Source organism: Streptococcus sanguinis SK1 = NCTC 7863 (genome assembly GCF_000194945.1).
In the GTDB taxonomy this organism is placed as follows: domain Bacteria; phylum Bacillota; class Bacilli; order Lactobacillales; family Streptococcaceae; genus Streptococcus; species Streptococcus sanguinis.
Map to the genome: position 1 here is coordinate 333,257 of NZ_GL878507.1, position 26,584 is coordinate 359,840.

Below are 26,584 nucleotides of genomic sequence, written 5' to 3' on the forward strand. Positions count from 1 at the left end.
CTTACTTTGAAAGAAGTGAGAGCCTTAGGAAGTCACTGAAAGCAGTGGCTTTTTCGTTTGTTTTTGGTATGACGAGGCTGGTTACTAATGCTATCTTTGGATGCTGAATTGTAATTGGGTTTTGGGACTATTCTCCATGAGAATTATTGGCAAAAATGGTATAATGTTCCTATATTTTCTAGAGGAAAAGGCAGGCTATGAAATTACTTTATACAGATATTCGCCATCCTTTGACCAAGGTTTTGGTGACTGAGGCTGAGAGTTTGGTGGCGGCTGGTAAGCGAGTCTTTTATATTGCGCCTAATTCGCTATCTTTTGAGAAGGAGCGGGCGGTTTTGGAGTGCCTGAAGAACAAGGCTTCCTTTGCCATTACGGTGACGCGCTTTGCCCAGATGGCTCGATATTTTGTCCTCAATGATGTTCGGCAAGGGCAGAGTTTGGACGATATTGGTCTGGGAATGCTGATTTATCGAACCTTGACAGAGCTGGATGATGGAGAGCTTAAGGTCTATGGCCGGATTAAGAAGGATGCCCAGTTTATCCAGCAACTGATGGATCTTTATCATGAACTGCAGACTGCCCAGATGTCCTTTGCGGATCTGGAATTTCTCGAGGAGCCTGAGAAGCGGGAGGATCTGGTCAAGATTTTTACGGCGGTGACTGCTGCTCTGAATAAGGGCGATTTTGATTCGTCTTCTCAGATTGCTGCTTTTGCCCATCATATTCTGTCTGGTGATACGGATGAGGAGTTGAAGAATTTAGCCCTGGTCATTGATGGCTTTACTCGTTTTTCTGCCGAAGAGGAATACTTAGTCGGTCTTCTGCATCGGAAAGGTGTGGAGATTGTCATTGGGACCTATGCCAGCCAAAAAGCCTATCGAGCAGCCTTTCGTGAGGGCAATCTCTATCAGGCCAGCGTGGATTTTTTGAGAAAGCTAGCCGAGGACTATCAAGTCAAGCCTGACTATATCTCTCATGCAGAAGCAGAAGATGCCTTTGGACGGATTTCTAAGATCTTAGAGAGTCGTTATGACTTTTCAGAATCAACGGTTAGTCTTAGTGAGACAGACCGCTCGCAGCTCCAAATTTGGGCTACTATGAACCAGAAAGAAGAGCTGGAGTATGTGGCTAAGTCCATCCGACAGCGGGTTCATGATGGGGCGCGTTATAAGGATATTCGCCTGCTTTTGGGAGATGTGGAAGCCTACCAGCTTCAGCTCAAGACCATTTTTGACCAATATCAGATTCCCTACTATCTGGGGCGGAGTGAGTCGATGGCCCAGCATCCGCTGGTCCAGTTTGTCGAGTCCTTGGAGCGGCTCAAGCGCTATAACTTCCAACTGGAAGACCTGCTCAATCTCTTAAAGACGGGGCTCTACGGAGGTTTGACTCAGGAGGAGCTGGATCATTTTGAGCAATATCTGCGCTTTGCGGACATTAAGGGATCAGCCAAGCTAGCCAAAGATTTCACGGCCAATAGCCAAGGGAAATTTGACCTAGATCGTCTCAATCATATTCGTCGTCGGGTCATGACTCCGCTGCAAGACTTCTTCAAATCCCGCAGCCAGACGGCGTCTGGTCTCCTAGCTAAGTTTACGGAGTTCTTCCAAGCAGCCCGTTTGTCGGATAATTTGACGGCTCTGCTGCAGGGAGAAAGTCAGCAGGAGCAGGAACGTCATGAGGAAGTCTGGAAGGCTTTCAGCCATGTCTTAGAGCAGTTTGCTCAGGTTTTTGCAGATAGCAAGGTCAAACTAGACGATTTTCTAGCCTTGGTCTTGTCAGGTATGCTTTTGTCCAACTATCGGACAGTGCCAGCGACAGTAGATGTGGTCAAGGTCCAGTCTTATGACCTGATAGAGCCTTTAGCAGCTCCTTACGTCTATGCAATCGGACTGACTCAAGAGCGTTTCCCGAAAATCGCGCAAAACAAGAGTTTGCTCAGTGATGAAGATCGCGCTCGGCTCAATGACGCAACGGATTCTCAGGCGGAACTCCAGATTGCCAGCTCAGAAAATCTCAAGAAGAATCGCTATACGGCTCTGTCGTTGATGAATTCTGCTACCAAAGAGCTGGTCTTGTCTGCGCCAGCCTTGGTCAATGAAGTAGAGGACAGCATGTCGACCTATCTACTGGAATTGACTGCAGCTCCACTTTCCTTGCCCATCATTGTCAAAAAGCCTCAGGCTTCTAGTGACGATATTGGCAGCTACCGAGCTCTGCTTTCTCAAATCATCGAGCTCCACCAAGAGGAGATTGACCGAGAGTGGACAGCAGAGGAGCAGACTTTTTGGGCGGTGGCTGTGCGGGTTCTTCGCAAGAAATTGGCAGCAGAAGGCATCAGTATTCCGCAAATCAGCAAGGAACTGAAAACGGAGTCTCTGCAACCGGAAACTTTGCAAGCCCTCTACCCTCAGGAGCAGCCCCTCCGACTTTCAGCCTCTGCTTTAAACGAATATTTCCGGCATCAGTATGCTTATTTTCTCAAGTATGTTCTGCGCCTGCAGGAAGAGTGGACCATTCATCCAGATGCTCGCAGTCATGGGATTTTCCTCCATCGGATCTTTGAAAAGGTCTTACAGGATGATTCGTCTGCTGATTTTGACCGGCGTTTAGCGCGGGCTATGGAAGAGACCAGTCGAGAGGCCGAGTTTGAGAGCATCTACAGCGAGTCAGGTCAGACCCGTTTTGCGCGCCAGCTCTTGCTAGATACGGCGAGGGCGACCGGCCGGGTGCTGGCTCATCCAACTGGGATTGAGACCATTGGTGAGGAGACTGGCTTTGGCTCAGCTTCTAAGCCTTTCCTGACCTTGGAAAATGGCAGAGCAGTGACCGTGAGCGGTAAGGTGGACCGGATTGACCGTCTGACTAAGACAGAGAGTCTGGGAGTGGTGGACTATAAGTCTGGCGATATTAAGTTCAGCTTTGAAAAGTTCTTTAATGGACTGAATTCTCAGCTGCCGACCTATCTGGCAGCGATTGAGGAGTTAGCAGACTATCAAGAGGATAAGGGAACTTTTGGCGCCATGTATTTGCAGATGACCGATCCGATTGTGGCGCTTAAAGATACCAAGACCTTGGCGGATGCAGTCAATCAGTCTATGAAACCACTCCAGTACAAGGGACTTTTTGTGGCTGATGCTGTCAAGGAGCTTGGTCCGCTCTATGAAAAAAATAAGACCAACTTGCTGAGCCAGGAAGACTTGGACTTGCTGCTGGCCTATAATGCTTATCTCTACAAAAAAGCTGCAGAAGGCATTCTATCAGGCCACTTTGCAGTCAATCCTTATACAGAGAATGGGCGAAGCATTGCTCCTTATGTGGAGCAGTTCAAGGCCATCACTGGCTTTGAAGCCAATCTCCATTTGGGACAGGCACGCCAGCTAGAAAAACTAGATGCAAGCAAATTTGATAGGCGGCCAACTGGTGAGAAGTTGCGCCAGGCCTGGCTAGAAAAGATGAGGGAGGAGATGGAAAAATGAAGAGAATTCCTTTTTTAACTGCAGAAGAAATTGCTCTTAAGCAAGCCCAAGAAGCTGCTTCGGACAAGCCACAGAAAAAGACGGCAGAGCAGATTGAGGCCATCTACTCCTCTGGCCAAAATATTCTGGTCTCCGCTTCGGCCGGCTCGGGTAAGACTTTTGTCATGGTTCAGCGAATCATAGACCAGATTCTTAGAGGTGTTGCTGTCAGCCAGCTCTTTATCTCAACCTTTACCGTCAAGGCGGCAGGCGAGCTAAAAGAGAGGCTGGAGAAGGAACTGGGGCAGGCCTTGAAGGAGGCCGATAGTCCTGAATTCAAGCAACACCTAGCCCAGCAATTAGCTGACTTGCCAAATGCCGATATTGGTACTATGGACGCCTTTACCCAGAAAGTGCTTAGTCGCTATGGTTACCTGCTTGGTTTGGCACCGAATTTTCGGATTCTCCAGTCTGCCAGTGAGCAGCTGATTCTGCAAAATGAAGTCTTTAGCCAAGTGTTTGACCGTTACTATGACAGCGAGCGTCAGGCTTTGTTTAGCAGTTTGGTAAAGAACTTTACTGGTAAGCGGAAGGATTTATCAGGCTTCAGAGAGCAAGTTTATCGGATTTACAGTTTTCTGCAGTCAACCAGCAGTCCTCAGCGCTGGCTGGAAGAAACCTTCCTCTATGGCTATGAGCACAGTGATTTTGCGGCAGAGAGAGAGAGGATATTTGGTCAAATCAAATCAGCCCTTTGGGAGCTGGGAGCTTTCTTTTCTGCCCATCTGGAGCATGAAGGAAGAGAGTTTGCGGGCGCCAAGTATCAGGAGAATGTCCAAGACGCTCTGACCGCCTTAGCAGGGCTGAATGAATTGTCACCGATAGAAGAAACAGCTCAGGTTCTCAAACAGATTGTGGCACTTTCCCAACTTTCCAATGGTCAGGCCTTTACAGCTCGGGTTGGCAAGAATGCAGACGAGCTCAAAAAAGAAATGGCTAAGGATTACAATGAAACCAGGAAGCCTATGATTGAGCGGCTGCGAAGCTTTGACCAGCAGCTTTATCAGATGGACTTTATCGAGCAGCACCAGGATGAATGCCTGCCTCTGGTTGAGCTTCTGCGGGATTTTGTGGCGGACTTTGCACAGGCTTACTTGGAGCGAAAGAAAGTAGAAAATGCCTTTGAATTTGGTGACATCAGCCATTTTGCTATTGAGATTTTAGAGACATTCCCAGAGGTGCGTCACTTTTATCAGGAACGCTACCACGAGGTCATGGTGGATGAGTATCAGGATACCAACCACACGCAGGAGCGCATGCTGGACTTGCTTTCTAGGGGCCAAAATCGCTTTATGGTGGGCGATATCAAGCAGTCTATCTACCGTTTCCGTCAAGCGGATCCGCAGATTTTCAGTGATAAGTTTAAGGCTTATCAAGAGGATAGCAGTCAGGGCAAGCTAATCGTCCTCAAGGAAAATTTCCGTAGTCATCTTGAGGTGCTGGAAGCAACCAACGATGTTTTCAAACGCCTGATGGATGAAGAAGTCGGGGAAATTGACTACAATGAAACCCACTATCTGGTGGCTGGCAATCCATCCAAACGCGAGCCTAATCCAGCTAACCGCGCTTCCTTCTTAATCTATGAAGGCTCCAAGGAGAGTCCGGAAGAGGAGGCTGATGAAGGCTTGCCACAGGCAGTATCAGCTGGGGAAGTGGACCTAGTCATCAAGGAAATCATCCGCCTGCACAATGAGGAAGGAGTGGCTTTTAAAGATATTACGCTGCTGACGGCATCCAGAACCCGCAATGATTTGATTTTAGCTGCCTTTGAGCAGTACCAGATTCCGTTGGTACCAGATGATGGCGCAGCAAACTATCTGCAGTCAGTAGAGGTCTTAGTCATGCTGGATACCCTGCGGACCATCAATAATCCGCTGAATGACTATGCCCTGACCGCCCTTCTCAAGTCTCCTATGTTTGACTTTGGTGAGGACGAGCTGGCTCGGCTGTCCCTGCAGGCCAGTCAAGAACGTTCTCAGGAAAATCTCTATGAAAAATTGCTCAATGCCCTCCAAGGAAGAGGTTTGCACCCTGCTTTAATCACCCAGGAACTGCAGAAAAAATTGCAGCACTTCCATGAGACCCTGCAAGGCTGGCGGACCTATTCCAAGACGCACTCCCTGTATGATTTGATTTGGAAGATTTACCAGGATCGTTTCTACTATGACATGGTGGGGACTCTAGTCAATGGTGCCCAGAGACAGGCTAATCTCTATGCCCTCTCTTTGCGGGCCAATGAGTATGAAAAGTCTAGCTTTAAAGGCCTGTCTCGCTTTATCAGGATGATAGACCGTATCTTGGAAAATCAGCACGATCTAGCTAGTGTGCCAGTGGCGGCACCTAAGGACGCCGTTCGTCTCATGACCATTCATAAGAGTAAGGGGCTAGAGTTCAAGTATGTTTTTCTGCTCAATATGGACAAGGCCTTCAACCGTCAGGATAGCAGCTCTGCTATTATCCTTAGCCGGACCAAGGGAGTCGGCATCAAGTATGTAGCGGATGTATCGGTGTCTGTGGAAGAGTCTTATGCGCCGAATCAGCTGCGCATTTCCATGGATACGCTGCCTTATCAGCAGAATCTAGTGGAGCTGCAGTTGGCTAGTCTGTCTGAGCAGATGCGTTTGCTTTATGTGGCCATGACGCGGGCTGAAACCAAGCTCTATCTTATCGGAAAGGGCAGTCAAGAGGTTTTGGATAAGCGTCAGTGGGGCAAGAGCCAACAAGGGCGTTTGTCTGCCAGTCTGCGCAGCCAGCTCAGTAATTTCCAAGACTGGCTCTATGCCATTCAGGCCGTTTTTTCCGATGAGAATCTCGCCTACGAGACCCGTTTTGTCACTGATGAGGAGCTAACTGCTGAAGAGATAGGGCGAATTAATGAGCCTGTGCTCTTTCCAGCGGATGATTTGGCAGATAATCGTCAGTCTGACGACATCCTTCGAGCTCTGGATATTTTAGAAAGCGTGGACCGACTGAATAGCCAGTACCGCTCTGCCATTGAGCTGCCTAGTGTGCGAACTCCAAGCCAGATTAAGAAATTCTATGAGCCAATCATGGATACGGATGGTCTGGACATCATGGATGAGCGAGCAGCTTTTCGGCCTCAGCCTAGCTTTGAGTTGCCTGATTTTGGCAAGAAAGCCAAAGTGACTGGAGCGCAAGTCGGCAGTGCCGTTCATGAGCTTATGCAGCGGATTCCTTTGGATAGCAGTCCCAGCATGGCTGTACTTCGGTCTGCCTTGGCTCAGGTTCAGGCCGATGAAGCGGTCAAAAAGCAGATTCAGCTGCCTAAGATTGCATCTTTCTTCGAGACAGATTTGGGACGTCTCTTGATTGAGAACAGTGACAGAGTTCGTCGAGAAGCACCATTTGCCATGCTCAAGAGGGATGACTCTAGCGGTCAGAACTTTGTTTTGCGGGGGATTTTGGATGGTTACCTGCTCTTTGAGGATCGGATTATCCTCTTTGATTACAAGACGGATAAATATAAGGATTCATCTGAGCTGCTTGCTCGCTACCATGGCCAGCTAGACTTATATGCTCAAGCTCTCAGCCGCTCTTATGGCATTTCTCAAATTGAAAAATATTTGATTTTGCTAGGCGGTGAGCAGTTGCAGGTGGTTAAGGTGGACTGATTAGCTTGTCGTGTTTGGAAAGGAAGGAAGCCTGTGGAACAGTTAGAACGCATTCAAAAAATGGAAAAGCACCTGAATAAATATTCTCAGGTATTGACAAGAGCCCAGGAAGCTTTAGCTGAGTTGGAGCGTTGCCAGTCAGATTATATCCAGTTGAGAGACTACTATACTGGTCAGGAATTTTTTGATGATTTAGAGTTCTCGAATGGACCGGATTTCCCTGAAAATATAGCTTGCGGCGTCTTAAGCGAAGATGCTGTCTATGACCTGATGGGGGAGCATTTTGAAACAGCGATTAATTTGTTGGATTTGTCCAGTGCTATGCTGAAAGAACGTTAATACATTTAGAAAGAAAAAAATATTTAATTTTTTTCAATTTTCCTCTTGCTTTTTAATAAAAATTCATGTAGAATATTCAACAATAAATTGAAAGCGATGAGAGAAAAAGTCTAAGACAAGAAACAGAGAGTGCCTAATGGTGAGACGGTGCGCAATCCTTAGACGACACATTCTTGAGTGCGGATGCGAAATCAGTCAGCAGTCTGAGACTAGTGTCCGACGGCTGATTGCCGTTATCAATCTGGAGTCTCGTACTCCCAGAGGGTCCTCAGGCGACTGGGGTCCGAATAAAGGTGGAACCGCGTGTCAACGTCCTTGCAAAGTTTTTTTGCGAGGGCTTTTTATTATATTTAAACTAGAAGATTCCCCCATTTTCTTTTACCAAAGCGGTAAATTCCGTCTTTCATTTATTAGAAGTTCTAAAAGATAATCAGAGTCAGATAATGGCTAGTGTGTGAAAGAGAGGTGGCAAGATGGTTAAGCTAAAAGGTCTCAGGCAAATCAATCCCTATGTAGCGGGGCAGCAGCCCAATGAGCCAGACATGATTAAGCTCAATACCAATGAAAATGCTTATGGGCCGAGTCCTAAGGTGGCAGAGGCCCTGCAGAACTTTGATACCCAGGAGTTGCGCAAGTATTCCAGTTTGGATCAGGCAGAGCTCTGTCAGGCTTTGGCGACAAACTTGGGTGTATCGCCCGACCAGCTCATTATTGGTAACGGCAGTGACGACATCTTGTCCATGGCTTTCCTGGCCTTCTTTAACAGAGGCGAGTCGGTCTTGTTTCCGGATTTGACCTATGGTTTTTACAAGGTCTGGGCGGACCTCTACTACGTGCCTTTTCGAGAAATCCCACTGACAGCTGATTTTGAGGTCCATCCTTCCGATTATTTTGGAGATAATGGCGGCATTATCCTAGCCAATCCCAATGCCCCGACGGGGATCTATCTGACGCTGGATCAGTTGGAAGAAATTCTAGCGTCCAATCAAGATGTGGTCGTGGTGGTGGATGAGGCTTATATTCACTTTGGCGGTCAATCTGCCCTGCCTCTTCTAGAAACCTATCCCAACCTCTTTATCACACGGACCTTTTCCAAGGATGCGGCCTTGGCTGGTCTGCGGGTGGGCTACGGCATCGGCCATCCAGACTTAATAGCTGTCATGAAAGCTGTCAAGGACTCCATCAATCCTTACTCAGTGGATATGTTAGCAGAGCGCTTGGCTCTTGCAGCGGTGAAAGATTGGGATTATTATTTGGAGACCGGCAGAGCCATTCGAGAGACCCGAGATTGGTTTGCTGGAGAATTGGCTGCGCTGGATTTCCAAGTCCTGCCTAGTCAGACCAACTTTGTCCTAGCTCAGCCAACTAGAATCTCTGCAGCAGAGCTTTTCCAGCAGCTAGAGGAGCGTCGGATTTATGTGCGGTATTTTCCAAAAGCAGAGCGAATCAAAGACTTTCTGCGCATTTCCATCGGACGGCGAGAGGAGATGGAAACTGTCCTAGAAGCTATCAAGGAAATTTGCAGCAGCTGAGAGTTTGACTCAAAGCCAGCTAGTGTAAGAATAGAGCAAGAAAGGAAAGCAGCCTATGAATAAAATCACCCTTCCAATTGGCATGCATGACAAGCTTTTCAAGAGGGCACGTGTGACCTACGAGATTGAGCGGGACATCAGCGATTTTCTGATGGCTCAGGGCTTCAATCGGATTGACACGCCGACTTTGGAGCACTTCGAGGTCTTCAGTGACCATGTGGAGCCCCATCATTATCATCTTTTCGATAAAAAAGGCGAGCTATTGGTGCTACGGCCAGATGTGACCAGCCAGATTGGTCGGGTTATTGCATCGACCAGGGTTCATACGCCAACCAAGTTTTCTTATTCAGGCAAGGTCTTTCACTATCAAGAAGAGCTGCGTGGTCTTGCCAACGAGCTCAGCCAAGCTGGTATTGAGATTATTGGCTATCCAGCTCGCGAAGCGGTGCTTGAGGCTATCAAGACAGCCAAGCAGTCGCTGGATTTAGCGCAGGTTAAGTCTTATCAGTTCGAGTTTTCCCATGCGGCGATCCTGCAGACCATCCTAGAGAGTCTGGCCTTGGATTCGCAGGAGGAGGCCCAGCTGCTTGATTATATTCGCAAGAAAAATCGGACAGGACTCTTTGAATTCACCCAGACCAGACCTAGTGAATTTGATGATTTTTTGCAGGAGCTGCCCTATTTGTTTGGTCCTAGCCAACAGGTTTTAGCTAGGACTAGAGAGATAGTTGACAACGAGCGGATATTGACGGCTCTAGATGATATAGAGCAGGTTCTGCAGAGCCTATCAGGCTTGCTGGAACAGACAACTATGGACTTGGGGCAGGTAGCGGCCATGCCTTACTATACTGGATTGACTTTCAAGGTCTTTGGCGACCGAGTGCCAGATGCCTTTCTATCAGGTGGTCGCTATGACCAGCTTTTCAAGCGCTTCGGGGCAGCAGAGCTGACAGCTATCGGCTGGTCCCTAGACATTGACAGTGTCTATCAGGCCATTCATGATGACCTGCCTGACGAGGGCGGAAAGGAAGGTGATGGCAGATGAGTCAGATTACCATTGCCCTGACCAAGGGGCGGATTGAGGAAGATACGGTCAAGCTCTTGACCCAGGCTGGCTTTGATATGTCCTTCATGGCAGACAAGGGGCGCAGCTTGATTTTTGAAAGTCCAGACAGTCGCTTTCGCTTTCTCTTGGTCAAAGGGCCTGACGTGACGACCTATGTGCGCCACGGAGTTGCTGATCTAGGCATTGTCGGCAAGGATATTCTCTTTGAGCATCCGACTGGCTATTTGGAGCTGCTGGATCTGAACTTTGGCCTTTGTAAATTTTCACTAGCCTCAGTGCCCAGCTATGATCCTCATGATCACAAGCGCAAGCGAATTGCGACCAAGTACCCAACAGTAGCGACTGATTATTTTAATCAAAAGGGGGAAGATGTGGAAATCATCTCTATCCAGGGAAGTGTGGAGATTTCACCGGTGCTGGGTCTGGCGGATGCCATTGTTGATATTGTGGAGACGGGGCATACCCTATCAGCTAACGGCCTGCGGGTTTTTGAAGACATTTGCCGGGTATCAGCTCGACTCATTGCCAATCAGGCTTCCCTGAAGAATAATCCGGATATCATGCCTTTTGTGGCAAAGATTGAATCCCTAGTAGGAAGAAGAGAGGTGGCTTTTAAATGACAATTATCAAGCGTTTAAGTGGAAGTAACGAAGAAATTTCACAGATTTTATACGAAGAGCAGCTGCAGCTCAGCCAGCAAAACTTAGATGTGGAAGAAGCGGTGGCTGAGATTATAGAAACGGTCAAACAAGATGGTGACCAAGCTTTAAGAGACTATACCATGCTTTTTGACAAGGTTGAGGTGACAGATTTTGAGATTGGGCAGGAGCTAATCGACCAGGCCTTTGAGGAGATTGATCCAGAGGTCTTGGCTGCCCTGAAAAATGCCCAAGCCAATATCGAATCCTACCACCGCCAGCAGTTGGAGACTGGTTTTGAGGACAGTCCCAGTGAGGGCGTTGTCCGTGGTCAGTTGATTAGGCCGATTGAGCGGGTCGGCACCTATGTACCTGGCGGCACCGCAGCCTATCCGTCCTCCGTCCTCATGAATGTTATCCCAGCTAAGATTGCCGGTGTCAAAGAAATCATCATGATTACACCGCCCCAGGAGCACTTTACCCCAGCGATTTTGGTCGCAGCCAAGCTGGCTGGTGTGGATCGGATTTTCCAAATTGGTGGAGCCCAAGGTGTAGCAGCCCTGGCTTATGGAACTGAGACCATTCCCAAGGTAGATAAGATAACGGGACCGGGAAATATCTTTGTGGCTACGGCCAAAAAGATGGTCTATGGCATCGTGGGGATTGACATGATTGCTGGGCCTTCGGAGATTGGGGTCATTGCGGATCGTTCAGCCAGTCCCGTCTATGTGGCAGCTGACCTCCTGTCGCAAGCCGAGCACGACAAGCTGGCTCGGGCTATTCTGGTGACCGACTCGGAGGAGCTGGCAGACCAAGTCGAAGCAGAGCTGGACAGACAGCTGAAAGAGCTGCCGCGGGAGGAAATCGCGCGTGCTTCGATTGAGAATAATGGCCGCATTATCCTTGCCCCTTCTAAGGAAGCCATGTTTGAGCTCATGAATCAGGTGGCACCGGAGCATTTGGAAATTGCCATGGACGATGCCTACAGCTATCTAGATCAGGTTGAAAATGCTGGCTCTGTCTTTCTGGAGCATTATACCAGTGAGCCGATTGGTGACTACTATGCGGGAGCCAACCACGTTTTACCGACAACCAGCACCAGCCGTTTTTCATCAGCTCTGGGAGTCTATGACTTCATCAAGCGCATCCAGTACACCCAGTACAGCCGCGCTGCTGTAGGGGCGGCTGACAAGGATATTACCAGTCTGGCCTATGCAGAAGGCCTGCAGGGACATGCCAAGGCCATCGAAGCCCGCAGACAGGAAAAATAAAAGGAGTTGCCATGAGACAAGCTGAAATCAAGCGAAAAACACAGGAGACTGATATTGAGCTGGCTGTGAATCTGGACCAACAGGAGCCGGTAGCTATCGAGACCGGTGTCGGATTCTTTGACCATATGCTGACCCTTTTTGCCCGCCACAGTCGGATTTCTCTGACGGTCAAGGCTGAAGGCGACCTTTGGGTGGACAGCCACCATACGGTTGAGGATGTGGGTATCGTGCTGGGGCAGGCTCTGTGTCAGACCTTGGGAGACAAGACCGGCATCAACCGCTACGGCACTAGCTTTGTGCCTATGGACGAAACGCTGGGTATGGCCAGTCTGGACCTATCCGGCCGCTCCTATCTGGTCTTTGAGGCGGATTTTGATAATCCCAAACTTGGGAATTTTGACACCGAGCTGGTAGAGGAATTTTTCCAAGCCCTAGCCTTTAATTTGCAGATGAATCTGCACCTGAAAATCCTTCATGGCAAGAACAGTCACCATAAGGCGGAAAGCCTCTTTAAAGCGACTGGCCGAGCTCTACGGGAGGCTATTACGATAAATCCAGAGATTCATGGAGTTAACTCCACCAAGGGCTTGCTCTAGCTTGCCCTTCTGAGTGAAAGGAGTTGATGTAGAGATGATGATTGTTATTGATTATGACGCGGGAAATACTGCCAATGTTCTCCGTGCTCTAGCTCATGTCGGAGTAGAAGCGCGCCTGTCAGCTGATCCGCAGGAAATTTTGGACGCAGATGGTTTGATTTTACCAGGAGTCGGTGCTTTTCCTACTGCCATGCAGGAGTTGGAAAAGCGAGGGTTGGTTTCCGTTATTCAACAGGCTGTGGCCGATGGCAAGCCTCTCTTGGGCATTTGCTTAGGCATGCAGCTCCTGCTGGAGTATGGATTGGAGAATGGTCAAAGCTCTGGACTGGGTTTGATTCCTGGTGTTTGCCGTCGGATTCCGGACCAGGCTGGTCTGCCTGTGCCTCACATGGGCTGGAATGACTTACAAATCCGTCAGTCGTCTGCTTTGACAGCTGGTCTTGAGGGCCAGTCAGTCTATTTCGTCCATAGCTACTACACAGATGTTTCGGAGGAGTACTTGGATGTGACGGCTGATTATGGGAGACCTATCCCAGCAATGATTCACCGAGGATCGGTCTTTGGCTGCCAGTTTCACCCAGAAAAGTCTGGTGCTGTTGGCCTTGGTATCCTAGAGAAGTTTAAGGAGTATGTCTATGAAAATACTGCCCGCTATTGATATCAAAGACGGCCAGGCCGTCCGCCTTTTTAAAGGGGATTTTAGCCAGAAGACGGTAGTCAATCCCGATGTTTTGGAGCAAGCTAAAGTTTTCAAAGAAGCCGGCGTTACCATGATTCATGTGGTTGACTTGGACGGAGCCTTAGAAGGTCGGGCGGCCAATCGAGATTTGATTGCTCGGATTAAAGCGGAGACTGGCCTAGCCATCCAAGTCGGGGGCGGCATCCGCAGTTTGGAGCAGATTGAAGATTACCTGGCAGTTGGCATTGACCGTGTCATTATTGGCTCTATGGCTGTTAAGAATCCTGAATTTGTTGAGGCCGCGCTAGAGCGCTTTGGAAGCAGAAAAATCGTAATTGGCATTGATGCGAAAGCAGAGCTGGTTGCAACTGAGGGTTGGTTGGAAACCAGCAATCAGGACTATATCAGTCTGGCATTGGCCATGGAAAAAATCGGCGTCCGCCTCTTCGTCTATACGGATGTGAACCGAGACGGGACTCTGACTGGCCCCAATATCCAGCATTATCAAAAATTGCTAGCAGCTCTCAAGCATGCTCAAGTCATTGCCTCTGGTGGCATCCAGTCAGCGGACGATTTAGAAGAGCTGAAAAAACTGGGTTTGGCTGGAGCCATTGTGGGCAAGGCCTATTACAGTGGACGAATTAGCCTAGATCAGATCAAGAAAGCAGAAAGGGGATAGACATGCTGAAAAAACGAATCATTCCCTGTCTGGATGTCAAGGACGGTCGGGTGGTCAAGGGCATCAACTTTGTCAATCTGACTGATGTGGGCGATCCAGTCGATGCGGCCAAGGCTTACTATGAAGCTGGCTGCGATGAGTTGATCTTTCTGGACATCACCGCCACCCATGAGGAGCGGGACACGACGGTCGAGATGGTCCGGCGCGTGGCGGAGCAGGTTTTCATTCCCTTTACCGTCGGGGGCGGCATTCGCACGGTTGAGGACATGAAGCGGATGCTGCAGGCTGGTGCGGATAAGGTTGCAGTTAATTCCTCAGCACTGGCAAATCCTCAGCTTTTGGCTGACTGCGCTGAGAAATTCGGCAGCCAATGCGTGGTACTGGCTGTGGATGCTAAGAAAGAAGCGGATGGCAGCTGGCATGTCTATCTAGCTGGTGGCCGCAAGGACAGCGGTCGCAATCTATTAGACTGGGTCCAAGAAGCTGTCGGTCTTGGAGCGGGGGAAATTCTTTTGACCAGTATGGACAAGGATGGGACCAAGTCTGGTTTTGACTTGCCAATGCTGGAATCTGTCTCCCAAGTGGTTTCCGTTCCTATCATCGCCTCTGGTGGTGCTGGCAGTAGCCAGCATATCCTAGAAGTTTTTGAAAAGACTGCAGCGACAGGTGCCTTGGCCGCTTCGATTTTCCATTATGGTCAGGTCTCCATCGCAGAGACCAAAAAAGCCATGCTGGAAGCTGGATTGGAGGTGCGCATCTGATGACAGAAGTAAAGTTAGATTTTCAAAAGCAAGGCGGTCTCATACCTGCCATTATCCTAGACCACACCAGCAAAGAAGTCCTTATGCTGGCCTATCTCAATGAAGAAGCCTACCATCTGACCCGCACCAGCGGTCAGATGTGGTACTGGAGCCGGTCACGTCAGGAGCTTTGGCATAAGGGAGCCACCAGCGGCCACTACCAGCCCGTCAAAAAAATCACAGCTGACTGCGACCTAGATACCCTGCTGATCGAGGTAGATCAGCTGGGAGCAGCCTGCCACACCGGTGCTAAATCCTGCTTTTTCCATACAATCTGGGATGAAGAAGACGGCAAAACTGACTAAAAGCTCCCTTACTTTAGTACTTGGTTAATGCAAGAATAAAACTAAGAGGTCAGTATCGAGCCTCCGGCCCGCCATTGGAAAGAATTGCTTTTTATAGTAAAATAAGGACAGTAACAAGGAGATACTATGCTAGAAACCCTCTATCAAGAATCCCTCAAACGCAAAAAAGAGCCCAAGGAAGGCTCCTATACCAGCTATCTCTATGACAAGGGGCTGGACAAGATTCTAAAAAAAGTCGGTGAAGAAGCGACAGAAGTGGTCATTGCGGCCAAAAACGCTGATAAGAACGAGATGGCCAATGAGACAGCTGATCTGCTCTACCATCTAGCGGTCGCTCTCGTCGAGACTGGCGTCAGTCTGGAAGAGGTAGAGGCCGTCCTCCAGGCCCGACAGGGCAAGCAGAGCCGGATTCACGACCGACCTGAAATTGACCAATACTAAACGGATATAAGATTTGCAGAAAGGCGGTCCAGCATGCGCGACAACCATCTTCATACCTATTTTTCCTATGATTCTGAGGCAGATTTCTGTGACTATCTGGACCATTATGAGGGCGAGATTGTCACCACTGAGCACTATGATTTGTCCAATCCCTACCCTTATGAAGCGGCCTCACCCCATGATGATGTACCTGACTATGCGGCCTATTCAGCAAAAATAGCTGAGCTGAACCAGCAATATGGCAACCGCATCAAAAAGGGCATTGAAATTGGCTATTACGCTCCGCGTAAGGATGATATTCTAGCTTTCCTAGCGGACAAGGAATACGACTTGAAACTCCTATCTGTCCACCACAATGGCAGTTTTGACTATCTGGAAGAGCCAGTCCTGCAGCTGGATAAGATGGAGCTGATTCCCCGATACCTGAGAGAGTTAGAAGAGGCTATTGAGGCTGTGCCAGCAGATGTACTAGCTCACTTTGACTATGGTTTCCGAAAATTTGCGCTTACCGTAGAGGACTTAAAAACTTTTGAACCAGAGCTGCGACAGCTTTTTCAGAAGATGATTGACCATGGTCTGGCCTTTGAGCTCAACTGCAAGTCCATGTATCTATATGGTCACGAGGAACTCTATATCTACGCTCTTTCGCTAGTCAAGGAGCTGGGCGGTCAGCGCTTTTCAGTGGGATCAGATGGCCACAAGCTGGAGCATTTCCGCTTGCAGTTTGACCGAGTTGCCAAAATCTTAGCGGAGGCAGGCATAGGTGAAGAGCAGTTGATCTAGAAGGAGAAATCATGGCCGAGATTAGGCCCTTAAAATCAGAGGAAATCCCGCTCTTAGAGGAATTTCTTTACCAAGCTATTTTTATTCCCCAAGGTCTAGCGCCGCTTTCTAGAAGCATCCTGAAAGAGCCAGATTTAGAGATGTATATCAAGGACTTTGGTCAGCAGCCAGATGATTGGGCTTTAGCAGCAGAAGTGGACGGTCAGCTGGTCGGAGCAGTCTGGGTTCGCATCATGAAAGATTACGGCTATTATGACGACCAGACTCCCTCTCTATCCATTTCATTCCTGCCTGAGTTCAGAAGCCAAGGTCTAGGTCAGCAGTTGATGACAGCCATGCTGGACCTGCTCAAGGCCAAAGGCTACCCAAGTGTCTCCCTTTCCGTTTCCAAAGACAATCCTGCCGTTCGCTTTTATCAAAGACTGGGCTTTGTCACGGTTGAAGAGAGGGAAGATAACTATTTGATGCTGTGCCGATTGTAATAAGAAAAGAAAACTCATGAAACTAGAACGATTAATTTATATTCTACTAGCCCTTTTGAATAAGAGGCAGATAACAGCTAAAGAAATTGCTGAACGTTTTGAAATATCTACTCGTACCGTATATCGAGATATGGATACACTCAGCTTAGCTGGAATTCCTATCTACTCAGAACGCGGAGATAAGGGTGGCTTTTATATACCGGATGACTACAAGATGGACAGTAGCTTTTTCACAGAAGAAGAAAAGCAGTTTATCATCAATATGAGTCAAAATGTCGGCAAAATCGTTGGTCGTCCAAGTTTTGGCAGCCTTGAGCATAAGTTTGCTTCTCAAGAGGCGACCGATAAGGTAAATCCATTTTACTTTGATCTCAGTTCCTGGTCTCTCAATACAAATTATTTACTTGAAATTGAGCAGGCTATACAAACAGGGAAGAAAATTTCCTTTTCTTACTTTTCTAAAAAACAAGAACTAAGCCAGCGAACGATTCTTCCTTATCGTCTGATTTTTAAACTGAATGCCTGGTATGTTATCGGCTACTGTTTGGAAAAGTTAGATTTTCGTTTTTTCAAACTCAGCAGGATTCGTGATTTGCAGCAAGTAGAAGAGGGTATCGAAGCTGGAGATTACCCGCTTTTATCTCAAGAAAAGCTAGATCTTTTTCTAAATCCATCCAAAGATAAAGTTGAGGGCAATAAAGAAGAAGTAGAGCTGATTTTCACAGAATCTGCGCTTCCAAAAATTTATGACCACTTCACAGAAGAAGAAATCACTGTTGAGCAAACAAGGATAAAGGTACATGCTTTCAGAGCATTGACACCGACCTTTTTCGAATTGATTTTAAGTTTTGCTCATCAAGTAAAGGTCATATCGCCAAAAGAACTGCAGGATAAATTAATTCATACTCTTCAAAAAAATCTTCAGCAATATGACAGACTGTAGTCATATTGCTTTTTGTATAATTTTAAATGGCTTGAAAATCTCATTGTTTGAGTGCTTGCCTATATTATTTTTGGAGGTTCAACATATGGATACAAAAACATTAGCAGAAAGCTATTTTACCGCAGTCAATAAAGGAGGATGGGAAGATTTCGTGGCTGAACATTTTGATTATGGGATGTGTGATAGTCAGAAGATCAGGCAAGGTCGTGATGTTTATCTGCAAGGTGCAGGTCAATTCTATGCTTTAAGTCAGCATCTTGAAGTGAAGAAGTTATTGGTAGAGGGACGAGAAGCAGCAGCTTTAAATCGCTATCGCTTGCAGTCGCCACACGGAAAAGAACTAGAATTGGATGTCGCAGAATTTTTAAAATTTGACGAATCAGACAAATTAATTGCATCCACCATTTATTTTGATACTCATCGTTTCCAAGAGTTTATGCAAGGGAGATAAGCGTGTAGAAAAGTCACCGAATGGTGGCTTTTTTCAGTAACCAATGACTTCTACAAATGCTTTATCGTATTATTTGTAAGTTTTCTTGCCAAGTGGTAAAATAAAGCCGAAATAAAATATGTTCTCCTAGAGCAATCTAATCGATTAGGAACAATTAATTTGACTGTTCTTCGTAGTCATATAAAGGAGTTGATTTTATGACTAATACTAGACGAGCAGTGGTAGCGCTGAGCTTGGGTGTTTTGTTATTACTTGCAGCGGGAATTCTACTGCAGGTTCATTTTTGGAGAATGATCATTTTGCTAGGTCTATTCTTTTTTGCGGAAGTATTTATCATCTGGTACTCGGAAAGCAAGTCTAAGTCGCAGATCAATGGCAGGCAAAGCCTTGACCTCTTCTGGCTCTATATCAAACGCTTGAAAATCTTTTATGTCACAATTGTGTGTCTTGCGATTTCTTTCATTTCTCTGTCGTCCAATCCTGCTTTTGATTTATTTTTTGTGCTTGAGTTGTTAGTATTCTTGCTCTTAAGCAATTATATCTTTAGCTCTCATGGCATTCAACCGCCCAAGAAAGAGAGAGCTTTTAAAGTCTAATAGATTTGTTTGCAGCAGTCGATTTGATTGTTTTCTTTTAAAAAAGAAAAAAGCCTGGATTTTTCCAGGCTTTTTAGTGAAATGTGCAGGCTTAGTGTGCTACACGTTTGCGAGCTGCTTTTTTACGGTTTTCTTCGATGAAAGCCGCTTTTTGTTCTTCAGGTTCGATGACTTTTTTCTTGACTGCATATACTGCGCCTGCCACAGCAGCAACAGTAGCTGCAACTCCTGTAAGAACGCCTTTTCCAAATCCTTTAGCCATGTGATTTCTCCTTTTCTGAACTTTTATTATTTATGTTATAATTAATAGTAACGAAAAATCAAAATTTTTTCAAGGAAAAAAGATGAAAACCAAGATAATTGTGATAGTGGGGCCTACGGCGGTCGGAAAAACGGCTCTGAGTATCGAGGTAGCCAAGCGCTTCAATGGCCAAATCATCAGCGGTGACAGCCAGCAGGTCTATCGTGGCTTGGATATTGGTACGGCCAAGATTCGTCCTGAAGAGCAGGAGGGCATTCCCCATCATCTGCTGGATGTGCGGGAGGTTGGCGAGAGCTACTCGGCCTATGATTTTGTGACTGAGGCGGCTCAGGCTATTCGTGAGATTGCGGCTCAAGATCAGCTTCCCATCATTTGCGGTGGCACAGGGCTCTATATCCAGAGCTTGCTCGAGGGCTATCATCTGGGCGGCTCCGTTCCTCACGAGGAGATTCTGGCCTATCGGGCGCAGCTGGATAGTTGGTCGGATGAGGATTTGTTTAGGAAAATAGCAGAGCTGGGTATCGAGATTCCCCAGCTGAATCGACGCAGGGCTATGAGGGCGCTGGAGATTGCCCATCTGGGTGGTCAACTAGAAAACAATCAACCTGATTATGAAGCCCTGCTGATTTGCCTCGATGATGAGCGAGAGCGACTTTATGAGCGAATCAATAAGCGAGTTGATCTGATGCTAGAAGCCGGACTTTTAGAAGAAGCTCGTTGGCTGTTTGAGAATGCTCCGACAAGTCAAGCCAGTAAGGGTATCGGCTACAAGGAACTTTTCCCCTACTTTGAAGGTCAGATGAGCCTAGAAGAGGCAGTGGACAAGCTCAAGCAGAATACCCGACGTTTCGCCAAGCGCCAGCTGACTTGGTTTCGCAATCGGATGTCCGTGACCTTCTATCAGGTGGGAAATCCAGACTATAAAAATCAGGTCATGGAAGACATCAGAAAGTTTCTGGACAAGTAGCTGGCTGACCAAGTCTTAGTAAGGATATGAGATGATAGAAACAGAGAAAAAAACAGAGCGTGTCTTTCTGGTCGGTGTGGAACTAGCAGATACGGAGAATTTTGACCTATCCATGGAGGAGCTGCAAAGCCTAGCTAAGACTGCAGGGGCTGAGGTAGTCGGCTCCTATAGCCAGAAACGGGAAAAGTATGACAGCAAGACCTTTGTCGGATCTGGCAAGTTAGAAGAAATCCGGCAGATGGTTGATGCCGAAGAGATTTCGACCGTCATTGTCAATAATCGCTTGACACCTCGCCAAAATGTCAATCTGGAGGAAAGCTTGGGGGTCAAGGTCATTGACCGTATGCAGCTGATTTTGGATATTTTTGCCATGAGGGCTAGGAGTCATGAGGGCAAGCTGCAGGTGCATCTGGCCCAGCTCAAGTACCTGCTGCCTCGCTTGGTTGGGCAGGGTATTATGCTCAGCCGTCAAGCTGGTGGAATCGGCTCCCGCGGTCCTGGTGAAAGCCAGCTGGAGCTCAATCGACGCAGTGTCCGCAATCAGATTCATGATATTGAGCGCCAGCTCAAGGTAGTGGAGAAAAATCGGGCGACCGTTCGTGAAAAACGGCTGGAATCCAGCATTTTCAAAATCGGACTCATCGGCTACACTAATGCGGGCAAGTCCACTATCATGAACTGCTTGACCAGCAAGAGCCAGTATGAGGCGGACGAACTCTTTGCGACGCTAGACGCTACAACCAAGAACATCAACCTCAGTGGCCAGCTCAACGTCACGCTGACGGACACAGTTGGCTTCATTCAGGATTTGCCGACAGAGCTAGTATCCAGCTTTAAATCCACACTGGAAGAGAGTAAAAATGTCGATTTGCTGGTCCATGTTATTGACGCCAGCGACCCTCATCATGAGGAGCACGAAAAGACTGTCCTCGACATCATGAAAGAGCTGGACATGCTGGATATTCCTCGTCTGACTCTCTATAACAAAGCGGACAAGGCGGAGGATTTCACTCCGACCCTGACTCCTTATTCTTTGATTTCAGCTAAGGCTGATAATAGCAGAGCTGTTTTACAGCAAGTCCTGCTGGAGCGGATGAAAGAGCTCTTTTTGCCTTTTACCATCAAGGTAGCGCCGGCTAAAGCTTACAAGATTCATGATTTAGAGAAAGTAGCGATTATGGGGAAGCGAGAATACATAGACGATGTCGAAACCATTTCAGGTTGGATTGCCGAGAAAAACAAATGGAAGCTGGAAGAATTTTATGATTGATTATATTGACTTGGCCCTCAAATACGGCGGCTTTACTAGTCTAGACAGGGTCTACTTAGAGCAAGTATTGGCTGGCCTGACAGAAGAGCAGAAGCGTAGCTTCATCACACTGCCGCCCAGCGTTATCAATGCTTACTTTGCTGAGCTTTATCAAAAGAAAAGTCCGGAAGCCGCGACAGCCTATTTTTTAGAGATTAGCCAGGCGCTGGACTTGTGGAATGCGGAGCCTAGCTTTGTAGAAAATAAACCTTTTGTACGGCTTAATCTTTCTGGCAAGTCCTATGGATTTTGCTATGAGAGCGAGGAAGTCGGCTTGGTCTTTCCTGAAAAGCCAGAGCCAGTAACAGCCGATTTACTCTTTGAAATTGCCCAAGTCTTTCCACAGTACTTGGTCTACGAAGAAGCTGGGAGAATAAAAATGGTGCCTCTCAAAGCTGAGTCTCAAGTCGTGGAATGTAAGCAACTGACTGCCTTGACCGATTGGCAGCAGCTTGCGGATGGCAGCCAAAGAGTTCTTGGCTATAATCAAGATGAAGTCAGTCAGCTGGCTCAGTCCTATGCTGGCAGAAAATACTATCACTCGCAGAATCGTTCTGCCATGATTTATATCATTTAGAAAGAAAAATATGCAATTACAATTTTTAGGAACCGGAGCCGGTCAGCCCTCCAAGGCTCGCAATGTGTCCAGCCTTGTCCTCAAGCTTTTGGAGGAAATCAATGAAGTCTGGATGTTTGACTGCGGTGAGGGGACCCAGCACCAGATCTTGGAGACGACGATTAAACCGCGCAAAATCAGCAAGATTTTTATTACTCACTTGCATGGCGACCATATTTTTGGACTGCCCGGCTTTCTGTCCAGTCGTTCTTTTCAGGCTAATGAAGAGCAGACGGACCTAGAGATTTTTGGTCCCAAAGGTATTAAGAATTTTGTCCTCTCTAGCCTGCGCGTGTCTGGTTCTCGCCTGCCTTATCGGATTGATTTTCATGAGTTTGATGAAAACAGTCTTGGCAAGATTCTTGAAACGGACAAGTTCACAGTTTATGCGGATAAGCTGGATCACACGATTTTCTGTGTGGGCTATCGGGTGATGCAGAAAGATTTGGAAGGAACGCTGGATGCAGATAAGCTACGAGCAGCGGGTGTTCCCTTTGGCCCCCTCTTTGGCAAGGTCAAGAATGGTCAGGATATCGTCCTAGAAGATGGGACTAAAATCATCGCAGCCGATTATATATCAGCCCCTCGTCCGGGCAAAACCATTGCTATTTTGGGTGATACTCGGAAGACATCTGTCAGCGTCCGCTTGGCTGTGGCAGCAGATGTACTGGTCCATGAAGCGACCTATGGCAAGGGAGACGAAAAATTGGCCCGTAATCACGGTCACTCTACTAATATGCAAGCAGCAGAAGTAGCCAAGGAAGCTGGTGCCAAGTGCCTCCTGCTCAATCATATCAGTGCTCGCTTTTTAGCCAAGGACATCAGCCAAATGCGCCGCGATGCCAGTACTGTCTTTGACAACGTCCATGTGGTTAAGGACTTGGAAGAGGTGGAGATATGAGAACCATCATCATCACAGGGGCTAGCGGTGGGCTGGCTCAGGAAATGGTTAAGCTCTTGCCCCATGACCGACTGATTTTGGTCGGACGGAGCAAGGCTAAGCTGGAAAAACTATATGGAGAAAGGGAAAATCTTGACTTAGTGGAGCTGGATATCACAGATAGCTCAGCTTTGGAAAGATTTGCTGAGCGGATTGACAGTCAGTACGGCCACGTCGATGTACTAGTCAATAACGCTGGCTATGGGATTTTTGAAGAATTTGACAAAATCAGCTCAAATGATATCGAGGCCATGTTTGATGTCAACACCTTTGCCCTGATGAACCTGTCCCGGATCTTTGGAGCTCGCATGAAGCAGGCAGGTCAAGGACATATCGTCAATATCGTTAGTATGGCCGGCCTCATTGCCAGTAGCAAGTCTAGTCTTTATTCGGCGACTAAGTTTGCGGCTATTGGTTTTTCCAACACCCTGCGTTTGGAACTCCTGCCTTTTGGGGTCTATGTCACGACGGTGAACCCAGGTCCTATCAAAACTTCCTTTTTCGATCAAGCAGATCCTGACGGTTCCTATGTAAAAGCAGTCGACAAGTATATCCTTGAGCCTGACTTTGTAGCGAGCAAAATTGTCAGTTCCTTTGGCAAAAAGAAGCGGGAAATTAATCTACCTGGGATTCTCAATCTAGCTCACAAGCTTTATACCCTTTTTCCAAGAATTGCCGACAAGATGGCAGCCAATATGTTTAACTATAAGTGAGGTTTTATGACAGCTAATCTACAAGCTTACAAAGCTCATCTGCAGGCGCCTTGGGGCAAGCTTCAGTATGATATTGTTTTTGCCTTTCTAGAGTCACTGAAGGACAAGAAAATCCTGGATTTCGGCAGTGGTTTTGGAATTGTGGCTGATTTTCTAGCGAAAAACAACCAAGTGACCGCCATCGAGCTGAGCCCAGAAATGATTGCTGAGCGCAAGCAGAACTTTTATTATGAGCAATTGCAAGGCAGCTTGGACCTTCTGCAACAATTGCCAGATCAGTCTTTTGATGTCATCATCTGTCATAATGTCTTAGAGTATGTATCAGACCCTGCTCTTTATTTAGCAGAATTTTCCCGCCTCTTAAAAAAGGACGGCAAAATTTCTCTGGTCAAGCATCACGAAGTTGGGCGGATTATGCATACAGTGGTTTTTGAAAATGATCCAGAGAAGGCCCAGCAGCTTTTGGCGGGTCAGGAATATCAAACCCACAGCATGGGAGCTGCAAAGGTCTATCAGATTAAAGAAATGATTTCAGGTCTCCCATTAGAAGTTGAAGATTATCAAGGACTACGAATTTTTTACGGGCTGCAATCCAATGACTACAAAACTGTCCCTGACTGGGCTGAAAAGATGCTTAAGATGGAGCTGGTTGTCTGCAACCAATCTCCTTATCGGGACATCGCTGCCTTTCAGCATGTTTGGCTAGTTAAGTCCTAAATCGAATGAAAAAGTGTTCTTTTACATCTTAAACAAACCCCGTAAGGAGAAAGCTTTCTGCAAAGGAGAGAAGTCATAGAGCCAGAGCAACCAGTCAATTATGCCCTGCTCAGCCTTTTTCAATATATTGCTTCCATTTTGGTAATTCTGGTTCACTGTCAGAGGCTTTTTGAACATGAAGCCCTGCATTTTGTTCAAAAGAGTATGTTTGGTCGCATGGCGGTTCCTTTCTTTTTAATTTCTTCAGCCTATTTTTTCCGAGTACGCTGGAAGCAAGAGCCTCAAGACGTGAAACTGACTCTGTATATCAAAGGTATTTTAAAGGCCTATGGCTTTTGGAGTTTGGTCTATCTTCCCTATGCTTTGACTTACTTCCAATCTCTGCACTGGCCTCTCTACCTAGCTCCGCTGGCTATTCTAGCAGCGCTCTTCTACATCGGAATGAGTTACCAGCTCTTGGTATATCCCCGCCTTTCTCTTAGGCTTGCTGCTGGTCCATTTTTTGTATAGGAAGTTGGGTCCCAAGAAAACATTTGCCCTTTTGTTAATTCTCTACACCTTAGGTGCTATTGAGACATATCACGCCTATCTGGCGCCTAGTCTGCTGACGGACTGGTATGATGCTTATGCCAAGCTCTTTTTCACTAGCAGGAATGGCCTCTTCTATACGCCTATTTTTATCTATTTAGGCTACTTTCTAGCTGATTACGGGCAGATAGCCTTATTTCAGAAGAAACGCTGGCTGTTTCTTCTGTTGGCAAGTCTTTTCCTAGTAGGTGAAGGAGTTCTGGTTTACATGAGGCAGGGACTGGATAAAAATTTTTTCTTTGCTCTCATTCCCTTTACGCTTTTCTTATTCAATTGGCTGTTAAAAACACGGTGGAAGCGCGAAAAAACTGGCGACATTTAAAAGATCTAAGTATCCTTTATTTCTTCCTCCATCCTATCTTTATTGAGTTGTCTTTCTTTCTGCTCAAATCCCAGCAGCTGACCAAGTGGGAAAATGGCCGTTGCGCCTTCCTTCTGACGATTATCCTGCCCCACCTGACGTCAGAGTTGGTGATTCGATGGCGGGAGAAAGGTTAAATTTATCGCTAAAAAATTTGGCATGTTTAAGATGAATAGTTGCTATTTCTTTATCTAAAATAAAACACACGCATTAAGTTCAGTTTTAATGCGTGTGTTTTTAGTCAAGGAAAAAGTTAGGCAGAACACCCTTTATATGTCGTTCTACGATTTCAGTGAATTATCTTTTGTATTATCTCCTTCAGCTACGCCATAGACTGTTGCTAACTGAATAATTTTCTTTGCCCATTTGCTATGCGGCTTCATTTCATTCATCCGGTTTTCTTTATATCCTTTTATTACACCAATTTGCTGCTGATTTGTATTAAGAATTGTCAGAGCATCCTGGTAGTCCTCTAAACTAACAATGTTATTCTCAGCAATAAGACTTAGCTGAGAGGGATGGATGCAAGTTTTTCCAATGAATCCATTAAGTCTGTCTAACTCTAGCTCTTTTTTCAATCCATGAGCCCAATTACCGTCTTGAAAACGGCTATTAAAGTATTCCCATACTGGTCCTGAACAGATATAATCTGCGGAAAAAATATTTAAGATATCTGTTAGACAGTCAGCAATAAGTTTAACATCGTAGATAGTCTGGTGGACATTACGACGAATACCGAAAATATTACTAAAATCAGTTGCTCCCACACGGATATTTAAAGCTTTCTCTTTATAGGGTTTTAATAACTCTGATATAAAAAGAAGTTCTTCCATTCTGGTATTCTTTTTCATGATGCTCTCGCTTTCAAGAATTGGCATTATGTAAAATGTTTGATTTGTTCTTTTGTTAAAATTGTCGAAAACTTGAAGGTAGGCAGGAGCAGTAGTAGAATCAAATTTAGGAAAATTAAATCCAGAAACTAGTTTAAAGATATCAGGAGAAGAATGCTCGAGCATTTGATTAAATTGTTGGGAAGAACGGACTCGGATAAAAATTAAAGGGAGAGAATCAAAATCTAGCTGGCCAGTTTCCAAGGCTTGATTCAGTTTGTCTAAAGTCTCAAAGAGTTGTAATTCAGCTTGATGAACAGTTCCATCTCCAATAGAATCTTCTAGATCTAGACAGATTGAGCTACAACAAGGATGGAGGCCAGCAATAATTTCATCAACTATCTGAGTTCGATGAGCGGGCATATAAAGAAGTCCAGCTATTGCATATTGCAATAAATCTTTTGGGGAATTTTGATTAAATTGGCATCCTTCTTTAAATAGGGGTATAGAATCATAAGTAAATTTCATTC

At 46.6% G+C, this 26,584-nt stretch carries 29 protein-coding genes; 27 read left to right on the plus strand and 2 right to left on the minus strand.

Going from position 1 to position 26,584, the window contains the following annotated elements; genetic code table 11:
- Positions 1-197 precede the first annotated feature (197 nt).
- The 18 genes from rexB to HMPREF9378_RS09085 all read left to right on the plus strand — a co-directional run bounded on the left by rexB (position 198) and on the right by HMPREF9378_RS09085 (position 18,751).
- Positions 198-3,479 (plus strand): ATP-dependent nuclease subunit B, encoded by a 3,282-nt coding sequence (rexB, locus tag HMPREF9378_RS09165; protein WP_002900072.1) that lies wholly within the window; start codon positions 198-200, stop codon positions 3,477-3,479.
- Positions 3,476-7,150, plus strand: a complete 3,675-nt coding sequence (addA, locus tag HMPREF9378_RS09160; protein WP_002913410.1) for a helicase-exonuclease AddAB subunit AddA — start codon at positions 3,476-3,478, stop codon at positions 7,148-7,150. Before rexB ends, addA begins: the two co-directional genes overlap by 4 nt.
- Before the next feature lie 33 nt (positions 7,151-7,183).
- Entirely contained in the window at positions 7,184-7,489 is a 306-nt protein-coding gene (locus tag HMPREF9378_RS09155; RefSeq protein WP_002903096.1) for a DUF4298 domain-containing protein, read from the plus strand.
- Between the two features lie 473 nt (positions 7,490-7,962).
- Positions 7,963-9,021, plus strand: coding sequence for a histidinol-phosphate transaminase (gene hisC, locus HMPREF9378_RS09150; protein ID WP_002903095.1), 1,059 nt, complete (start codon positions 7,963-7,965; stop codon positions 9,019-9,021).
- A gap of 55 nt (positions 9,022-9,076) precedes the next feature.
- Complete coding sequence (locus HMPREF9378_RS09145) at positions 9,077-10,066, plus strand: ATP phosphoribosyltransferase regulatory subunit (protein WP_002903094.1); 990 nt, start codon at positions 9,077-9,079, stop codon at positions 10,064-10,066.
- The gene (gene hisG / locus HMPREF9378_RS09140; RefSeq protein ID WP_002903093.1) at positions 10,063-10,707 is read left to right on the plus strand and encodes an ATP phosphoribosyltransferase; all 645 of its coding nucleotides are present in this window, start codon (positions 10,063-10,065) and stop codon (positions 10,705-10,707) included. The genes HMPREF9378_RS09145 and hisG overlap by 4 nt, the downstream gene beginning before the upstream one ends.
- On the plus strand, positions 10,704-11,996 hold the full coding sequence (hisD, locus tag HMPREF9378_RS09135) for a histidinol dehydrogenase (protein WP_002913411.1): 1,293 nt from the start codon (positions 10,704-10,706) through the stop codon (positions 11,994-11,996). Before hisG ends, hisD begins: the two co-directional genes overlap by 4 nt.
- A gap of 11 nt (positions 11,997-12,007) precedes the next feature.
- Positions 12,008-12,592 (plus strand): imidazoleglycerol-phosphate dehydratase HisB, encoded by a 585-nt coding sequence (gene hisB / locus HMPREF9378_RS09130; RefSeq protein ID WP_002900081.1) that lies wholly within the window; start codon positions 12,008-12,010, stop codon positions 12,590-12,592.
- A gap of 34 nt (positions 12,593-12,626) precedes the next feature.
- Complete coding sequence (gene hisH, locus HMPREF9378_RS09125; RefSeq protein WP_032908768.1) at positions 12,627-13,250, plus strand: imidazole glycerol phosphate synthase subunit HisH; 624 nt, start codon at positions 12,627-12,629, stop codon at positions 13,248-13,250.
- On the plus strand, positions 13,228-13,950 hold the full coding sequence (hisA, locus tag HMPREF9378_RS09120; RefSeq protein ID WP_002900083.1) for a 1-(5-phosphoribosyl)-5-[(5-phosphoribosylamino)methylideneamino]imidazole-4-carboxamide isomerase: 723 nt from the start codon (positions 13,228-13,230) through the stop codon (positions 13,948-13,950). The genes hisH and hisA overlap by 23 nt, the downstream gene beginning before the upstream one ends.
- Positions 13,951-13,952: 2 nt before the next feature.
- The gene (gene hisF / locus HMPREF9378_RS09115) at positions 13,953-14,711 is read left to right on the plus strand and encodes an imidazole glycerol phosphate synthase subunit HisF (protein ID WP_002900084.1); all 759 of its coding nucleotides are present in this window, start codon (positions 13,953-13,955) and stop codon (positions 14,709-14,711) included.
- Positions 14,711-15,055, plus strand: coding sequence for a phosphoribosyl-AMP cyclohydrolase (gene hisI, locus HMPREF9378_RS09110; RefSeq protein ID WP_002900085.1), 345 nt, complete (start codon positions 14,711-14,713; stop codon positions 15,053-15,055). Before hisF ends, hisI begins: the two co-directional genes overlap by 1 nt.
- Before the next feature lie 126 nt (positions 15,056-15,181).
- Positions 15,182-15,496: a phosphoribosyl-ATP diphosphatase gene (hisE, locus tag HMPREF9378_RS09105; protein ID WP_002900086.1), complete on the plus strand. Its 315-nt coding sequence runs from the start codon at positions 15,182-15,184 to the stop codon at positions 15,494-15,496.
- Between the two features lie 33 nt (positions 15,497-15,529).
- A complete protein-coding gene (locus tag HMPREF9378_RS09100) occupies positions 15,530-16,279 on the plus strand; it encodes a PHP domain-containing protein (protein ID WP_002903090.1) in 750 nt (249 codons plus the stop codon).
- Between the two features lie 11 nt (positions 16,280-16,290).
- Positions 16,291-16,761, plus strand: a complete 471-nt coding sequence (locus tag HMPREF9378_RS09095) for a GNAT family N-acetyltransferase (protein ID WP_002900088.1) — start codon at positions 16,291-16,293, stop codon at positions 16,759-16,761.
- A gap of 16 nt (positions 16,762-16,777) precedes the next feature.
- Complete coding sequence (locus HMPREF9378_RS09090; protein ID WP_002900089.1) at positions 16,778-17,704, plus strand: helix-turn-helix transcriptional regulator; 927 nt, start codon at positions 16,778-16,780, stop codon at positions 17,702-17,704.
- Entirely contained in the window at positions 17,691-18,155 is a 465-nt protein-coding gene (locus HMPREF9378_RS0110840; protein WP_002900090.1) for a hypothetical protein, read from the plus strand. Before HMPREF9378_RS09090 ends, HMPREF9378_RS0110840 begins: the two co-directional genes overlap by 14 nt.
- Before the next feature lie 197 nt (positions 18,156-18,352).
- The gene (locus HMPREF9378_RS09085) at positions 18,353-18,751 is read left to right on the plus strand and encodes a hypothetical protein (RefSeq protein ID WP_002913415.1); all 399 of its coding nucleotides are present in this window, start codon (positions 18,353-18,355) and stop codon (positions 18,749-18,751) included.
- 91 nt (positions 18,752-18,842) lie between these two features.
- On the opposite strand, the gene HMPREF9378_RS11075 is transcribed toward HMPREF9378_RS09085, so the two are convergent.
- The gene (locus tag HMPREF9378_RS11075) at positions 18,843-19,013 is read right to left on the minus strand and encodes a DUF3042 family protein (RefSeq protein WP_002895160.1); all 171 of its coding nucleotides are present in this window, start codon (positions 19,011-19,013) and stop codon (positions 18,843-18,845) included.
- 82 nt (positions 19,014-19,095) lie between these two features.
- Between HMPREF9378_RS11075 and miaA the strand changes: the two genes are divergently transcribed.
- From miaA to HMPREF9378_RS11645, 9 genes are all read left to right on the plus strand, one after another.
- Entirely contained in the window at positions 19,096-19,980 is an 885-nt protein-coding gene (gene miaA, locus HMPREF9378_RS09080; protein ID WP_002913416.1) for a tRNA (adenosine(37)-N6)-dimethylallyltransferase MiaA, read from the plus strand.
- Between the two features lie 31 nt (positions 19,981-20,011).
- Positions 20,012-21,250, plus strand: a complete 1,239-nt coding sequence (gene hflX / locus HMPREF9378_RS09075) for a GTPase HflX (RefSeq protein WP_002913418.1) — start codon at positions 20,012-20,014, stop codon at positions 21,248-21,250.
- Positions 21,243-21,866: a hypothetical protein gene (locus tag HMPREF9378_RS09070; protein WP_002913420.1), complete on the plus strand. Its 624-nt coding sequence runs from the start codon at positions 21,243-21,245 to the stop codon at positions 21,864-21,866. Before hflX ends, HMPREF9378_RS09070 begins: the two co-directional genes overlap by 8 nt.
- A gap of 10 nt (positions 21,867-21,876) precedes the next feature.
- Positions 21,877-22,806, plus strand: a complete 930-nt coding sequence (rnz, locus tag HMPREF9378_RS09065) for a ribonuclease Z (RefSeq protein ID WP_002913422.1) — start codon at positions 21,877-21,879, stop codon at positions 22,804-22,806.
- Positions 22,803-23,558 (plus strand): SDR family NAD(P)-dependent oxidoreductase, encoded by a 756-nt coding sequence (locus HMPREF9378_RS09060; RefSeq protein WP_002913425.1) that lies wholly within the window; start codon positions 22,803-22,805, stop codon positions 23,556-23,558. The genes rnz and HMPREF9378_RS09060 overlap by 4 nt, the downstream gene beginning before the upstream one ends.
- A gap of 6 nt (positions 23,559-23,564) precedes the next feature.
- Positions 23,565-24,275 (plus strand): class I SAM-dependent methyltransferase, encoded by a 711-nt coding sequence (locus HMPREF9378_RS09055; RefSeq protein WP_002913426.1) that lies wholly within the window; start codon positions 23,565-23,567, stop codon positions 24,273-24,275.
- Positions 24,276-24,479: 204 nt separating this feature from the next.
- A complete protein-coding gene (locus HMPREF9378_RS11735) occupies positions 24,480-24,785 on the plus strand; it encodes a hypothetical protein (protein WP_002913428.1) in 306 nt (101 codons plus the stop codon).
- Positions 24,786-24,789: 4 nt separating this feature from the next.
- Positions 24,790-25,185: a hypothetical protein gene (locus HMPREF9378_RS11740; RefSeq protein ID WP_032908773.1), complete on the plus strand. Its 396-nt coding sequence runs from the start codon at positions 24,790-24,792 to the stop codon at positions 25,183-25,185.
- Positions 25,155-25,361, plus strand: coding sequence for a hypothetical protein (locus HMPREF9378_RS11645; protein WP_167395901.1), 207 nt, complete (start codon positions 25,155-25,157; stop codon positions 25,359-25,361). Before HMPREF9378_RS11740 ends, HMPREF9378_RS11645 begins: the two co-directional genes overlap by 31 nt.
- A 144-nt stretch (positions 25,362-25,505) precedes the next feature.
- On the opposite strand, the gene HMPREF9378_RS09040 is transcribed toward HMPREF9378_RS11645, so the two are convergent.
- Positions 25,506-26,582: an HpcH/HpaI aldolase/citrate lyase family protein gene (locus HMPREF9378_RS09040; protein ID WP_002900101.1), complete on the minus strand. Its 1,077-nt coding sequence runs from the start codon at positions 26,580-26,582 to the stop codon at positions 25,506-25,508.
- Positions 26,583-26,584 lie beyond the last annotated feature (2 nt).

Bases quoted from the DNA above. Each gene is read 5' to 3' on its own strand.
- HMPREF9378_RS09090 (WP_002900089.1), top strand. From the start codon at position 16,778: ATGAAACTAGAACGATTAATTTATATTCTACTAGCCCTTTTGAATAAG.
- hisI (WP_002900085.1), top strand. From the start codon at position 14,711: ATGACAGAAGTAAAGTTAGATTTTCAAAAGCAAGGCGGTCTCATACCT.
- HMPREF9378_RS09085 (WP_002913415.1), top strand. From the start codon at position 18,353: ATGACTAATACTAGACGAGCAGTGGTAGCGCTGAGCTTGGGTGTTTTG.
- HMPREF9378_RS09070 (WP_002913420.1), top strand. From the start codon at position 21,243: ATGATTGATTATATTGACTTGGCCCTCAAATACGGCGGCTTTACTAGT.
- rexB (WP_002900072.1), top strand. From the start codon at position 198: ATGAAATTACTTTATACAGATATTCGCCATCCTTTGACCAAGGTTTTG.
- HMPREF9378_RS09055 (WP_002913426.1), top strand. From the start codon at position 23,565: ATGACAGCTAATCTACAAGCTTACAAAGCTCATCTGCAGGCGCCTTGG.
- rnz (WP_002913422.1), top strand. From the start codon at position 21,877: ATGCAATTACAATTTTTAGGAACCGGAGCCGGTCAGCCCTCCAAGGCT.
- HMPREF9378_RS09040 (WP_002900101.1), bottom strand. From the start codon at position 26,582: ATGAAATTTACTTATGATTCTATACCCCTATTTAAAGAAGGATGCCAA.
- hisC (WP_002903095.1), top strand. From the start codon at position 7,963: ATGGTTAAGCTAAAAGGTCTCAGGCAAATCAATCCCTATGTAGCGGGG.
- HMPREF9378_RS09095 (WP_002900088.1), top strand. From the start codon at position 16,291: ATGGCCGAGATTAGGCCCTTAAAATCAGAGGAAATCCCGCTCTTAGAG.
- miaA (WP_002913416.1), top strand. From the start codon at position 19,096: ATGAAAACCAAGATAATTGTGATAGTGGGGCCTACGGCGGTCGGAAAA.
- hisE (WP_002900086.1), top strand. From the start codon at position 15,182: ATGCTAGAAACCCTCTATCAAGAATCCCTCAAACGCAAAAAAGAGCCC.
- hisA (WP_002900083.1), top strand. From the start codon at position 13,228: ATGAAAATACTGCCCGCTATTGATATCAAAGACGGCCAGGCCGTCCGC.
- hflX (WP_002913418.1), top strand. From the start codon at position 20,012: ATGATAGAAACAGAGAAAAAAACAGAGCGTGTCTTTCTGGTCGGTGTG.
- HMPREF9378_RS0110840 (WP_002900090.1), top strand. From the start codon at position 17,691: ATGACAGACTGTAGTCATATTGCTTTTTGTATAATTTTAAATGGCTTG.
- hisF (WP_002900084.1), top strand. From the start codon at position 13,953: ATGCTGAAAAAACGAATCATTCCCTGTCTGGATGTCAAGGACGGTCGG.
- HMPREF9378_RS09145 (WP_002903094.1), top strand. From the start codon at position 9,077: ATGAATAAAATCACCCTTCCAATTGGCATGCATGACAAGCTTTTCAAG.
- HMPREF9378_RS11735 (WP_002913428.1), top strand. From the start codon at position 24,480: ATGTTTGGTCGCATGGCGGTTCCTTTCTTTTTAATTTCTTCAGCCTAT.
- hisH (WP_032908768.1), top strand. From the start codon at position 12,627: ATGATGATTGTTATTGATTATGACGCGGGAAATACTGCCAATGTTCTC.
- HMPREF9378_RS11075 (WP_002895160.1), bottom strand. From the start codon at position 19,013: ATGGCTAAAGGATTTGGAAAAGGCGTTCTTACAGGAGTTGCAGCTACT.
- HMPREF9378_RS09060 (WP_002913425.1), top strand. From the start codon at position 22,803: ATGAGAACCATCATCATCACAGGGGCTAGCGGTGGGCTGGCTCAGGAA.
- hisB (WP_002900081.1), top strand. From the start codon at position 12,008: ATGAGACAAGCTGAAATCAAGCGAAAAACACAGGAGACTGATATTGAG.
- hisG (WP_002903093.1), top strand. From the start codon at position 10,063: ATGAGTCAGATTACCATTGCCCTGACCAAGGGGCGGATTGAGGAAGAT.
- hisD (WP_002913411.1), top strand. From the start codon at position 10,704: ATGACAATTATCAAGCGTTTAAGTGGAAGTAACGAAGAAATTTCACAG.
- HMPREF9378_RS09100 (WP_002903090.1), top strand. From the start codon at position 15,530: ATGCGCGACAACCATCTTCATACCTATTTTTCCTATGATTCTGAGGCA.
- addA (WP_002913410.1), top strand. From the start codon at position 3,476: ATGAAGAGAATTCCTTTTTTAACTGCAGAAGAAATTGCTCTTAAGCAA.